12 protein-coding genes are annotated in these 12,867 nt (G+C 63.0%); 6 read left to right on the forward strand and 6 right to left on the reverse strand.

What is annotated here, in order from left to right:
- Window positions 1–50: 50 nt before the first annotated feature.
- On the forward strand, window positions 51–1,547 hold the full coding sequence (locus BLW71_RS05615) for a PAS domain-containing sensor histidine kinase (RefSeq protein ID WP_091793934.1): 1,497 nt from the start codon (window positions 51–53) through the stop codon (window positions 1,545–1,547).
- 7 nt (window positions 1,548–1,554) lie between these two features.
- Here the strand turns inward: BLW71_RS05615 and BLW71_RS05620 are convergent, their stop codons facing one another.
- Genes BLW71_RS05620 through BLW71_RS05630 form a run of 3 tightly spaced genes read right to left on the reverse strand, consistent with a single transcriptional unit; the run spans window position 1,555 to window position 4,677 of the window.
- Window positions 1,555–2,871, reverse strand: coding sequence for an MFS transporter (locus BLW71_RS05620; RefSeq protein WP_091793936.1), 1,317 nt, complete (start codon window positions 2,869–2,871; stop codon window positions 1,555–1,557).
- Window positions 2,872–2,896: 25 nt separating this feature from the next.
- Window positions 2,897–3,397: an aromatic-ring-hydroxylating dioxygenase subunit beta gene (locus tag BLW71_RS05625; RefSeq protein WP_091793938.1), complete on the reverse strand. Its 501-nt coding sequence runs from the start codon at window positions 3,395–3,397 to the stop codon at window positions 2,897–2,899.
- Window positions 3,394–4,677, reverse strand: coding sequence for an aromatic ring-hydroxylating oxygenase subunit alpha (locus tag BLW71_RS05630; protein ID WP_091793940.1), 1,284 nt, complete (start codon window positions 4,675–4,677; stop codon window positions 3,394–3,396). Before BLW71_RS05630 ends, BLW71_RS05625 begins: the two co-directional genes overlap by 4 nt.
- Before the next feature lie 104 nt (window positions 4,678–4,781).
- Between BLW71_RS05630 and BLW71_RS05635 the strand changes: the two genes are divergently transcribed.
- Entirely contained in the window at window positions 4,782–5,702 is a 921-nt protein-coding gene (locus BLW71_RS05635; RefSeq protein WP_091800464.1) for a LysR family transcriptional regulator, read from the forward strand.
- 19 nt (window positions 5,703–5,721) lie between these two features.
- Here BLW71_RS05635 and BLW71_RS05640 read toward each other — a convergent pair whose 3' ends face one another.
- Entirely contained in the window at window positions 5,722–6,609 is an 888-nt protein-coding gene (locus BLW71_RS05640) for a LysR family transcriptional regulator (protein WP_091793942.1), read from the reverse strand.
- Between the two features lie 104 nt (window positions 6,610–6,713).
- On the opposite strand from BLW71_RS05640, the gene BLW71_RS05645 reads away from it, so the two are divergent.
- From BLW71_RS05645 to catC, 3 genes are all read left to right on the forward strand, one after another.
- Window positions 6,714–7,871 (forward strand): muconate/chloromuconate family cycloisomerase, encoded by a 1,158-nt coding sequence (locus BLW71_RS05645; RefSeq protein ID WP_091793944.1) that lies wholly within the window; start codon window positions 6,714–6,716, stop codon window positions 7,869–7,871.
- 47 nt (window positions 7,872–7,918) lie between these two features.
- Window positions 7,919–8,827: a catechol 1,2-dioxygenase gene (gene catA, locus BLW71_RS05650; RefSeq protein ID WP_091793946.1), complete on the forward strand. Its 909-nt coding sequence runs from the start codon at window positions 7,919–7,921 to the stop codon at window positions 8,825–8,827.
- Window positions 8,828–8,938: 111 nt separating this feature from the next.
- Window positions 8,939–9,229 carry a muconolactone Delta-isomerase gene (catC, locus tag BLW71_RS05655; RefSeq protein ID WP_091800467.1) on the forward strand — a complete coding sequence of 97 codons (291 nt, stop codon included), beginning with the start codon at window positions 8,939–8,941 and terminating at the stop codon, window positions 9,227–9,229.
- 95 nt (window positions 9,230–9,324) lie between these two features.
- Here the strand turns inward: catC and BLW71_RS05660 are convergent, their stop codons facing one another.
- Window positions 9,325–10,302 (reverse strand): PDR/VanB family oxidoreductase, encoded by a 978-nt coding sequence (locus BLW71_RS05660; protein ID WP_091793948.1) that lies wholly within the window; start codon window positions 10,300–10,302, stop codon window positions 9,325–9,327.
- 733 nt (window positions 10,303–11,035) lie between these two features.
- Between BLW71_RS05660 and BLW71_RS05665 the strand changes: the two genes are divergently transcribed.
- Entirely contained in the window at window positions 11,036–11,782 is a 747-nt protein-coding gene (locus BLW71_RS05665) for a glucose 1-dehydrogenase (RefSeq protein ID WP_091793950.1), read from the forward strand.
- Between the two features lie 105 nt (window positions 11,783–11,887).
- Here the strand turns inward: BLW71_RS05665 and BLW71_RS05670 are convergent, their stop codons facing one another.
- Window positions 11,888–12,772, reverse strand: a complete 885-nt coding sequence (locus BLW71_RS05670) for a LysR substrate-binding domain-containing protein (protein WP_091793953.1) — start codon at window positions 12,770–12,772, stop codon at window positions 11,888–11,890.
- Window positions 12,773–12,867 lie beyond the last annotated feature (95 nt).

Raw genomic sequence — 12,867 nt, forward strand, 5'->3', positions numbered from 1 at the left:
GTGTTATGTTTCTGCCCATACGTGATCGAACCCATGTGCCGTACCGTCCGATGAACTTTCCCGCCGAAGAAGACTTTCACCGCCTGCTCGACGCGCTCACGCTGTGCGTGCTGCTGCACGACGCCGAAAGCAAGGCGATCGTGTGGGCCAATCGCGCGGCCTGCGAGGCGCTCGGCTTTACGCTCGCCGAACTGTTGCCGCTCAAGGCGAACGACATGACGCGCCCGGCGCCGAAGTACCGGCGCGAGATCGGCGTCGGCGCGATGGACCGTTCGATTACCGAAGGCCCGCAGATTTACGAATGGTGTTATCGCTCGCGCACCGGTGCCGATATGTTGTCCGAGGCAATTGCCACTTACGTGCCGCTTCGCGAGCGTGCGGTCGTGATGGTGCAGTTCCGCGATATCAGCGCCGAAGACACGCTCAAGCAAACGCTGCGCCGCTACGAGTCGCGCTTGCGCGAATTCATGCAGGATCTCGGCGAAGGCGTCGCGGTGCTGACGCCCGCGGGCGAGGTGGAATTCGTCAGCGAATCGGGCCGGCGTGTGCTCGGTCTGGAAGAGGGCGCGCCGATGGGGGACGTGCTCGACTATTGCAGCGAGCCGGATCGCCGGCGTCTCGTCGAACAGCTCGCCAATGCGCCGCGGATTCAACCCTCGGCGCCGCAGCGCTATCGCATCACGCGCCGCGACGGCACAGCGGGCTGGTTGCGCATAACATGCCGGCGCATCGAGATCGAGAACGATCTGAATGGCCGCTTGCTGCATTTTCGCGACGTGACGGACGAAGTGGCCGTCGAAGAAGCGCGGCGCAACGAAGCGCGTTTGCTCGAATATGCGGGGCGCTACAACGCCATGGGGGAAATGGCGACCGCGATTGCCCATGAGTTGAGCCAGCCGCTTGCCGCCGTGCGCAACTTCATCGAAGGCGCGATCCGGCGGCTCGCGCAACCCGCATCGATCGACGAAGCCATTTGGGGTCTGCGCAGCGCCGATCGCCAGGCTGAACATGCGGCGTTGATCATCAAGAGCGTGCGCGATTACATCGTCAAGCGCGAGCCGAGCGAGACGTATGCGGATTTGCGCGAGGTCCTCGCGGACGTTGCGTACTTCATCGAACTGCGCGCGCGCGAGGCGGGCGTGACGCTCACGATCGAGCAGTCGCCCGCGCCATTGCCCGTGTATGTCGAGCGTGTGTTGATCGGGCAGGTGGTGTTGAACCTGGCCTTCAATGCGATCGAAGCGTTGGGCGAAGGGGGCAACGAAAACGCCACACCGCCGCGCCGCGAACTTCGTCTCGTCACGCATTTGCGCGGCAAATCCGCGATCGCCCAGGTCATCGACAACGGTCCGGGCGTTCCCGCCGATGCACACGAGCGTCTCTTCGACGGCTTCTCCTCGTCGAAGGCCGGTGGCAACGGCATCGGTCTTTCGCTGTGCAAAAACATCGTGACGCGGCACGGCGGCGCGATCTGGGCGAAGCCGGCGCGGCACGGCGGGCTCGAATGCAGCTTTTCGCTGCCGGTCGTCGCCGCGCCGCCCGGCTGATCGCAAGTCAATCATGCGTGGTGCTGGTGTTGCGCGGGATCGTCACGAGCGTGAGCGCGGTGATCAGGCCGAAGCCGATCAGCATCAACGCGACAGGCCACGGCGCGCGTACTTTCGCATAGAGGGCGGTGGCGACGAGCGGCGCGAGTCCGCCCGAAAATACCGACGCGATTTCGTGACCGAGCGCCATGCCCGAGTAACGCACTTCGGTCGGGAACAGTTCGCCCATCAACGCGGGCTGCGTGCCGATCATCGCGGCGTGACAGAACGGCAGGCCTAGCGCGAGCGAGAGGAACACGAGCGTCGGCTGGTGCGTATCGATCAGCCAGAACGCGGGAAACGCGATCACCACCAACCCGAGCGCGCCGATCATATACACCGGCCGCCGTCCGATCACGTCGGACAGACGCCCCCACAGCACGATCGTCACGAGTTCGAGCAGCATGGCGAGCATCACGCCGCCGAGCATCACCGAAACGGGCACCCCGATCGTTTTGCCATACACCAGCACGAACGAGAGGAAGATATACGTCCCGCCATTTTCGGCGACGCGCAGCCCCATCGCCTGCAATACCTGCTTCGGATGATTGCGCAGTACCGTCAGCACGGGCATGTGCTTCGGTTTGGCGGCCGTGAAGTCGCGGCTTTCCGGCAAGCGCCGGCGAATGTATACGCCGACACCGAAGATCAGCACGCTTGCCAGAAACGGCACGCGCCAGCCCCACGACATGAAACTCTCGAGCGGCAAACGCTGCACCAGATAGAACGCGGCCGCCGACAACACGAAGCCGCCCGCCACGCCCAACTGGCTGAACGCCGCATAATAGCCGCGGCGATTGGCCGGTGCGCTTTCGCTGATCAGCAGCACGCCGCCGCCCCATTCGCCGCCCGACGCAATGCCTTGCACGACGCGCAGACACACGAGCGCGGTGGGCGCAAGAAAGCCGATTTGCGAGAACGTCGGCAAGAGGCCGATGCCGAAGGTCGCCACGCCCATCATCATCAGCGTGATGACGAGCGCGCGTTTGCGGCCGTGGCGATCGCCGATATGGCCGAACACGATGCCACCCAGCGGACGCGCCAGAAAACCGATTGCGAAGCCGGCAAATGCGGCTAGCGTGCCCATCAGCGGATCGCCGTGCAGCGGGAAGAACAGCGGCCCGAAGATCAGTGCGGCGGCGGTGCCGTACAGAAAAAAGTCGTACCACTCCAGCGCATTGCCGAGGACCGAGGCGACGATGATCCGCCGCAAGGTCCGCGAGGTGGCCGGCGCGGCGGATGCAACGGGCGATCCGGCTGTAGGAGAGAGCGTGTCGTTTGGCATCGTCGTGTTCGCAGGTTGTCGGGGATCAGAGCAGGAAACCGATCGCGCTCAACGCTTCGGTCGAATCGATCAGGCGGATGACCTTTTGCACGATGCGCGGCTCGTCGCTCGCGAAACTGATGCGATGCGTGAGGTCCGCCGCGAACAACGTCGACTTGCCACGCTTGTAGGCGACGATGACTTGCGCCGAATTCACCGTGACTTCATCGCTCGCGTCGCTCGTGAGCGTGAAACGCGACACGGTGCGCACGGTTCGGGCTGCATCGGCGGCCGATGCCGAATAGCCGGACATCATGCGTTGCACGCGTTTTTCGCGCATGTCCTGATCGTCGTAAGCATAGTTCAGCGTGGCGGCGAAATCCGTGGTGTCGTGTTCGATCGGCACCACGTAGAAGCCTGCCGGGTCCCACAGCGTCAGCCACTCGCGATAGTCCTTGCGGTCCAGCAGTTCCGCTTCGCGCCAGATGAGTTCGATCGCGCCGGCAAAGGTCTTCTGCGAGAAAAGCGTGTTCCTGTCGTCCATCATGCTTGCTCCATCATCGTGCGCCATTGCGCGTACGCTTCACGCATGCCGGTTTCGTCCGTGGCGTGGGCGGTCTTTTCGCCGTTCGGCGCGGTGCTCTCGCGATTCAGGCCGCGGTTCACGAGAATCGGCAGATCGGGGCCCGCGTGCGAGCCGCGCTGCACGCGCTCCCACGCTTCAGCGTCGTCCGGGCTGCCGAAGCCGAACGGCCCCTGGAAATGTTCGTGAATGCGCAGGCGCACACGGTTCGCTTCTTCGGGGCCGCCATCCATGGCGAGGGCGACATGGCGGATCTCGGTCTCGTTCGCGGAAATAGGCCGCAGGACGCGGAAAAACGCCATCGACAGCGCGAGGTTCGGAAACAGGTTCAAATTGAAGCCGACGCCCATCAGCGAGCGCACGATGCGGCGCACCTCGTCCGGCGTGTGATCTTTGGCGATCGAGGCGGCGAGTTCTTCGAAGCGCTCGGGAATCGGCGCACCGTCGTCCTTGTCGAGATCGACGAGTTCCGGCACCAGCACCGCGAGGCTATGGCCGTTGCCGAGCGAGCGGCAGAAGGCTTCGTCGCTCGTCATGAAGCTCGTGATCGCGGCGGCGGTTTCGTCGTCGATCGATTTCATCCACGACTTGTGGACCACGGGGAAGTGGTACAGGTCGGTGGTGTTCTCGAGCTGGATCTTCCAGTTGCCGTTAAAGCGGAACCGATGTTCGCCGTTGGCCTTGACCGGATAACCCGCGCCTTGCTTCATGAACAGGTCGATCCACGGTTTCGCGCCGCCGAGAAAGTCTTCGAGCGGCTCGATGTCCTGATTGAAGCTCGCGAAAATCAGGCCTTGATAGATGCCCACGCGCAGACTGGCGAGCGGCAGTTCGGTCTTGTCGACCACGCCCTCATAGCCGTCGCCGTACGGCAGCGCGCGCAATGCGCCGTCGAGGCCATAGGTCCAGCTGTGATACGGGCACGTAAAGCCTTTCGCGTTGCCCTTGTGCTGTTCGCACACGGTCGCGCCACGGTGGCGGCAGCGGTTCTGCAGAACATTGACCGCGCCGCTCCTGTCGCGTACCACGATGACGGGCTGGCGGCCGATCGTGGTGGTGCGAAAGTCGCCGGGATTCGGCAGCTCGCTTTCGTGGGCGACCCAGATCCACGTCTTGTAGAAAATGCGTTCGAGTTCCGCTTCGAAAACGGCCGGGTCGTAATACAGCGACGGGGCCACGCGATCCGGCTGCGCGCGCTGGTACAACGCGCTCGTGTCGACGGTCTGATAAGGAGATTCGCTCATGGCTGTGTAAGTGGGGTGGTCGATGAAAGCCAGTCTCGCCGACCTGCTGATATGCGTCAAATTGATCTAAAATGAAATATAAAATCAACCGCATGGATATCTCGATGAATTCGCTGGACCACGTCGACCTCAACCTGCTGCGCGTTTTTCAGGCGATTGTCGAAGAGCGCAGCCTGACCCGCGCGGGCGAGCGGCTGGCGTTGTCGCAGCCCGCCATCAGCTATTCGCTGGGGCGTTTGCGCACGCTGTTCGACGACCCGCTTTTCATCCGCACGCGCGCCGGCATGCAGCCCACGCCGATTGCGCTGGAGTTGTCGACTATCGTGTCCCGCGCGCTGGACACGGTGCGCGAGGCGCTGCGTTACGCGGAACATTTCGACCCGGCGGTGAGCACGCGCACGTTCCGCCTATCGTTATCGGATGCGGGCGAGCTGGCCTATCTGCCACCCATCTGCGAGGCATTGCACCAGCAGGCGCCGCGCGTGAGATTGCGCATCGAGCCGTTGCCGGTCGAGGAAATAGAGGATGCGCTGCGGGCGAGCCGGCTCGATTTCGCCATTGGCAATCTGCCCACGTTGACCGCGCGCACGCGGCATCAGGCGCTGTTCGAAGAGACCTACGTGTGCATGACGAGGAAGCGGCGCGGCTTGCCGCGCACGAAGGAGCTGAGTCTGAAGGCGTTTCTGGATGCTTCCCACGTGCAGATCACGTCGGTCGAGCACAGCCACCACGCGCTCGACGACGAATTCCGCACGCAAGGCGTCGGGCGTCATATTGCGCTGGAACTGCCGCATTTCGTGGCATTGCCGAGCGTGCTGGCCGTCACCGATCTGTTCGCCACGCTGCCGCGGCGCCTCGCGCATATTTTCAATCGCGACGGCGGTTTTCAGATTTACGAGTTGCCCGTGACCTTGCCGATAGCCGCGGTCACGATGCACTGGCACGAGCATTTCGATCAGGACGAGGGCAACGTGTGGCTGCGCAATCTGATGGCGGATATCGTGCGGCGTTTCGACGAGCGGTGACTGACGGGCGCCGGCCGCTTCAGGCGCGTTTGAACAGGTCTCGTGCGAGCGAACAGAGCAGCGTGGTGGTCGGCGATTCGTCCTGCAAACGGCGGCTCATGATGATCGGCGAAGCGACGTTGGCCGCGGGAATCGGCCGGTACACCACGCCGTGTGCGCGCAGACCCTCCACGCTCTCCGGCACGAGACATACCCCAACCTGCGCCGCGACCAGACCCAGCGCGGTCTGCAATTCCCGCACTTCATGAATCGCTTTCGGCTCCAATGCATGATCGTGCATGGCCGATAGTTGCTGGTCCGCATAACTCGGCCGCGGCGTGCTCGGATAAACGATCAGGGTTTCCTGCGCGAGCGCAGCGAGGGTCAGTGGCTTCTTCTGTCGCGCGAGAGGATGGTCTTGCGGCAGCGCGGCAATCATCCGTTCTTCGACGAGCACTTCGCGCGCGAGCTGCGCGTCGTCGAAACGCAGCCGGCCGAAGCCCACGTCGATGCGCCCGCCTTTGAGCGCCGCGAGCTGCTCGATCGTGAACATTTCGATCAGCGAGAGTTCGATATGCGGCGCGGCTTCACGGAACGCGCGAATCACCGCGGGCAGCGCGCCATATAGCGTTGACGGCACGAAACCGATCACGATGCGCTCGGCCAGTTGCGCGAGGCGCCGCGTGAGCGGGGCGAGTTCGTCGGCTTCGTCGACGAGCCGCTTCGCCTGCGCATAGAAAATGCGCCCGGCTTCAGTCAGGCGCAATGGCCGTGAGCCGCGTTCAAACAGCGCCAGGCCGACGTTTTCCTCGATCTGCTGGATCTGGCGGCTGAGCGGCGGCTGTGTCATATGCAGGCGGTTGGCGGCCCGCGTGATGTTCATTTCTTCCGCGACGGCGATGAAGTAGCGGAGTTGGCGAAGGTCCATGCATACCTCTAAGGTATGGAAGTAGTCGGAATCGGTGTTGGACTGCTTCGCGGGTTTGTTTCTAATATGGGGGCTCCCGGTCAGGCAGTTCAGGAGAGCAACGAATGATAGCAACACCCGTGAAGATCGAGAGCGTGGAGACGATTCTCGTCGACGTGCCGACGATCCGCCCGCACCGGCTCTCGGTTGCAACGATGAACTGCCAGACGCTGGTGCTGGTGCGCATTCGTTGCGCCGACGGTTTGGCGGGCGTGGGCGAGGGCACCACCATCGGCGGTCTGGCGTACGGCGAGGAGAGCCCGGAAAGCATCAAGGTCAACATCGACACCTACTTCGCACCATTGCTCAAAGGTATGGACGCAACGCGTCCGGGCGCCGCGATGGCGAAACTGCGCGAGCTTTTTCAGGGCAACCGCTTTGCGAAGTCCGCGCTGGAAACGGCGCTGTTCGATGCACAGGCACAGCGCCTTGGCGTGCCGTTGTCGGAGTTGTTCGGCGGCCGTGTGCGCGACTGCGTGGACGTGGCGTGGACGCTCGCGAGCGGCGACACCCAGCGCGATATCGCCGAAGCCGAGCAGGTGTACGAGTCGAAGCGGCATAAGGTGTTCAAGCTGAAGATCGGCTCGCGCGCGGTGGCGGACGACGTGGCGCATGTCGTGGCCATCAGGAAAGCGCTGGAAGGGCGCGGCGAAGTGCGCGTCGATGTGAACCAGGCATGGACCGAATCGGAAGCGATCTGGGCCGCGCGGCGTTTCGCCGATGCCGGCGTGGCGCTGATCGAGCAGCCCATCGCCGCAGGGAACCGCGCCGGCCTCAAGCGTCTGACCGACCTCGCTCAGGTGCCGATCATGGCCGACGAAGCGCTGCACGGCCCGGCCGATGCGTTCGCGATTGCCAGCGCCCGTGCCGCCGATGTCTTCGCCGTGAAGATCGCGCAATCGGGCGGTCTGGTCGGCGCCGCGCAGGTGGCGGCCATCGCCTCGGCCGCGAACATCGACCTGTATGGCGGCACCATGCTCGAAGGCGCGGTGGGCACGATGGCCTCGGCGCAACTTTTCAGCACCTTCGGCGAGTTGAAGTGGGGCACCGAACTGTTCGGCCCCTTGCTGCTCACCGAAGAGATTCTCACCGAACCGCTGCGCTACGAGAATTTTGCGCTGCACCTGCCTCAAGGTCCGGGTCTTGGCATCACGCTCGACTGGGACAAGATCGACCGCCTGCGGCGCGATACGCGCCAGGGCGCCAGCGTTTCCACGCACTGAAGGCTCATCCGTTAGCCATCCAGAACATCATACGAAGGAGATACCCCATGAACAAGCAAGCAATCGACGCGCTGCTCAAGAAGATCAACGACAGCGCCACCCACGAAGGCAATCCGCGCACGAAGCAGATCGTCAACCGTATCGTGCAGGATCTGTTCTATACGATCGAAGACCTCGATGTGCAGCCCGCCGAATTCTGGACCGCGCTGAACTATCTCAGCGACGCGGGCAAAAGCGGCGAGCTCGGTTTGCTGGCCGCGGGTCTGGGTTTCGAACATTTTCTCGATGTGCGTCTGGATGAAGCGGAAGCCAAGGCCGGCATTGAAGGCGGCACGCCGCGCACCATCGAAGGACCGTTGTATGTGGCCGGCGCGCCGCTCTCCGAAGGCCATGCGCGGCTCGACGACGGCACTGATCCAGGCCAGACGCTGATCATGCGCGGCCGCGTGCTGGGCGAAGACGGCAAGCCGTTGGCGCATGCGCTCGTCGAAGTGTGGCACGCGAATCATCTCGGCAATTACTCGTACTTCGACAAATCGCAGCCGGCTTTCAATCTGCGCCGTTCGATCCGTACCGACGCCGAAGGCAAGTACAGCTTCCGCAGCGTGGTGCCGGTCGGCTATAGCGTGCCGCCGCAAGGGCAGACGCAACTGCTGCTCGATCAGCTCGGCCGTCATGGACATCGTCCCGCGCACATCCACTTTTTTGTTTCCGCGCCGGGCTTCCGCAAGCTGACCACGCAGATCAACATCGACGGGGATCCGTATCTGTGGGACGACTTCGCCTTCGCCACGCGCGACGGACTCGTGCCGGCGGTCAAGCAGGCCGAGGGCGCCGAAGGCAAACCGTATGGCGTGGACGGCAACTTCGCGCTGATCGATTTCGACTTCACGCTGTTCAAGGAACGCGACAACCTGCCGGCCGCCGAAGTGGAGCGTCTGCGCGCCGAAGCCTGATCTGCGTAGAAAACGGCTGGACGTACCGCATGAATCTATCAACCCTGGTTGCGCGGCGAGATCGGCCGGGCCGCCAGGGCTTTTTGTTATCGATCAGGGATGGGAGCAAGCATGCTGTTTCACGTTGAAATGACCGTCAACCTGCCGGCCGACATGGATGCAGAACGCGCCGCGCGTCTGAAGGCCGATGAAAAAGCGATGTCGCAAAGGCTGCAACAGGAGGGCGTGTGGCGGCATTTGTGGCGAATTGCCGGGCGCTACGCGAATATCAGCGTGTTCGATGTGGATAGCCCCGCGCATCTGCACGACGTGCTGAGCCAGTTGCCGCTGTTTCCGTATATGGATGTCGAAGTGCGCGCGCTGTGCCGGCATGCGTCGTCGATTCGCGACGACGACCGGTAAGAAGAGGCGTTTGAGAAAGGTGCCGCGAGTGCGGCACCTTGTTTGTTACGCGCGCGTCGCCGCTGCGTCAGAAGACTGCATCTGCGGGACGCGCGTCAAAGGTCCAGCACCAGAAGCGGCGACGCGGCGCGCGAAATACAGCAGCAGATCACCTTGCCGCTCGTCCGTTCCGCTTTGCTCAGGCAATGATCGCGATGTTCGGGCGTGCCGCTCACCACGTCCACCATGCAGGTGCCGCACACCCCTTCGCCGCACGACGTATCCACTTCAATGCCGATCGACGCCAGTGCCGCGACGATGGTCGTGTCCTTGTCCACGCGCACGGTCGCGCCGCTGCTCGCGATCCGCACATCGAAGGTATCGAGCGCGGCGGTCTCGTTGTTCGAGACACCGGCCGGTTCAGCGGCAAATCGTTCCAGATGGATCGCTTCCGGCACGACACGCGTTTCGCCGATCGCCACCACACGCTCCATGAAAGGCGCGGGCCCGCAGGTATAGAGGTGCGTGCCTTCGCGCGCATTCGCGAGACAATCGCCGAGCACCGCGTCGAGCCGCTCCCGCGCAACGCCGAAGTGGAGCTTCACGTAATCACTGAACGGCGCGCGTGAGAGCAGCGGCAAGAACGCCGCGTGCTCCGCGCTGCGCGCGAAATAGTGCAACACGAAGCGCCGTTGCTGCTTGAGCAGCCGGTAAGCCATGCTCAGCAGCGGTGTTACGCCGATACCGGCAGCGATCAGAATATGTTCTTCGGCGTTCGGCGCGAGCTGGAACAGATTGCGCGGCGCGCCGATGGTCAATTCGCTGCCCACCGTCACGTCGTCATGCAGCGAGCGCGAGCCGCCGCGCGAGGCGTCTTCGCGCTTCACGGCAAACAGATGGGCTTCACGATGATCCGGGTCGCCGCACAACGAGTATTGCCGCGTGACGCCGGACGGTCCGGTGACATCGATGTGCGCGCCGGGTTCGTAGTGAGCGAACGGTTGCCCGTCCAGGCGCGAGACGCTGAATGAGCGCACGCCGTGCGCTTCGTCGCGGACGCTATCGACGCGTACATTGATGGTGGTTCTTTCCATGATCTTGCCGGCAAAAAATGGGGCGGGCGGCGTATGCGGCGTACCGCATACGGTTGTGCGTCAAGGATAAGAAACCGTGGCAAATCAGGCAAATCGATTAAAAATGGTAAGTTAGATCAGCCACACTGATAATGGGATGGCCGGGTGCGAAGCGGCGCTGATCCGTTATCTACCCGCCCAGACTGGACATTCAATTGATGCCGCGCGAATTCGTTTAATCAAGCAATGGTGGAAAGCGAATGTGAAAGGAGCGACATCGTGTGGTCTGCAATTCTCGATACGCTCGGCGCGCTGGCGGTACTCGTCAGCATCGCCGTGCAAATTGTGTTGATGCTTAAGTGCTGAATTCAATGCGACTTAAGCTGCGTCATTGGTATTGACCGAACCGCTCTAGCCAGAACGGCCACGCATTGCAGGCGTGCAAAACGCTGACGGCTCGAGCCGCCTCTGCGGAGCGGCGGCGATCACCGACCGATCTTATGTGCGTGCTTACCGTGCTCCTTTCACTCGCGTTAGAAGATGGCGCGGGGTCTTGCATCAAGCCCACCCGCCATACGCATCGCCCGTCTCCCGATTGTTCGGCTCAACCGACGTATCTATTCGCCTTCAGCCGCTTTATCTGCTCGCCCAAGCTCCCTACATTGTCACCAGTGACAGCGCCACGGCAATTTCCAACGCAGCCCGCGAATCTTCGCGGCAGCATCGGCGCCAATCCCATCTAAAGGAATCGATCATGAGCAAGCTCACAGGTAAGGTTGCGGTTGTAACGGGTGCATCGAAAGGTATCGGCGCGGCCATCGCCAAGGCATTGGCGGCACAAGGCGCCTCCGTGGTGGTGAACTATTCGTCGAGCAAGGCGGGCGCGGACAGCGTGGTCGCCGCGATTACCGCTGCGGGAGGCAAGGCGGTGGCGGTGGCCGGCGACGTGTCCAAAGCGGCGGACGCGCAAGGCATTATCGATTCCGCTGTGGAAACGTATGGCCGTCTCGACATTCTCGTCAACAACTCGGGCGTCTATGAATTCGCGCCGATCGAAGAGATTACCGAAGAGCATTTCCATAGGCACTTCAACGTGAACGTGCTGGGTCTGCTGTTGACCACGCAGGCAGCGGTCAAGCACCTCGGCGAAGGCGCGAGCATTGTCAATATCAGTTCGGTGGTGAGCCGCATCACGCCGCCGAACAGCGCGGTCTATACCGCGACCAAGGGCGCCGTGGATGGCATTACGGGTGTGCTCGCGCGTGAACTCGGCCCGCGCAAGATCCGCGTCAACTCCGTGAATCCAGGCATGGTCACCACCGAAGGCACGCATAGCGCAGGCATCGTCGGTTCCGACCTCGAAGCGTGGGCCATCAGCACGACGCCGCTCGGCCGCATCGGCCAGCCTGACGATATCGCCGATGTCGTGACCTTCCTCGCCTCCGACGACGCGCGCTGGCTGACGGGCGAAAGCCTGATTGCAAGCGGTGGATCGCGTTAAGCGGGTCAACGCGAAGGTGGGTGGCGTGGCCGGATAGCGGCGCGCCCCATTACGCAGCACGCGGAAAACCGCTCGCGGGCCACGCCTGAAGGGCGGTTTTCCGCTTTATCCAGCCGGAACGGCCGTCGCCGGGTTCGGCAACTCGACCGCGAACAACGCATCCAGCAGATTCGACCCCGGCCGCTCGGCAAGCCGCGTGAGCGATTCGATCATCTGCACCTGACAGTCTTCCAGCGGGATCATTCTGATCCGTCGCGATTCATTGAATTCGGCGCGTGCAATCACGCCGACTCCCATGCCTTGCGCGACCGCTTCTTCCAACGCCTCGCGGCCATCCACGTACATGATCGGTTCCACTTGCAGCGATTCGCGCACCAGTTCGATCTCCAGCAACTGCTGCGTGACGGATTGCGCCTCGCGGAAAATCATTGGCTGCTGCACGAGTTCCGTGTAGCTCAGCTTGCGTTTCTTGGCCACCGGATAGCTCGCGGGCACCATCGCCACCAGGGGATCGCGCCGCAACACACGCGCTTCCAGCCGGCTGTGCACTTGCGGCGCGGCGGTAATGGCCGCGTCCACGGCGCTCGATAGCACGCGCTGCATGCAGTCCGCGGCGTTGGCGATGGACAGCGTCACGACAATCCCCGGATGCAGCTTGCGAAATGCGCTGATCAGCGCGACCGCCAGATCGGGCGCGTCCGCCACCAGCGAGAGCGAGCCGGATTCGAGCCCGCCCGCCGATTCGAGCAGTTGCCGCGCGTCGCGCTCGCAACTGACCATCTGCCGCGTCACGCTGAAAAGACGCAGACCTAGTTCGGTCGTTTCCACGCCGCGCGGCCCGCGTTCGAAGAGTTTGACGCCGTAATCCTGTTCCAGCCGCCGCACGTGGTCCGATACAGCCGGCTGCGAGAGCGAGAGCGCCTGCGCTGCTTTGGAGAACCCGCCATGTTCCGCGACCGCATGAAACGCTCGCAATTGTGCGTATTGCACGTGTGCCTCGTCGCCATATAAGTTATTGCGATACCCGCATCGATTATATCGATTTTACCGATGGCGCGTGTTTCTGTACTGTGTGAGCCACCGCA

Source organism: Burkholderia sp. WP9, from assembly GCF_900104795.1.
GTDB lineage: Bacteria > Pseudomonadota > Gammaproteobacteria > Burkholderiales > Burkholderiaceae > Paraburkholderia.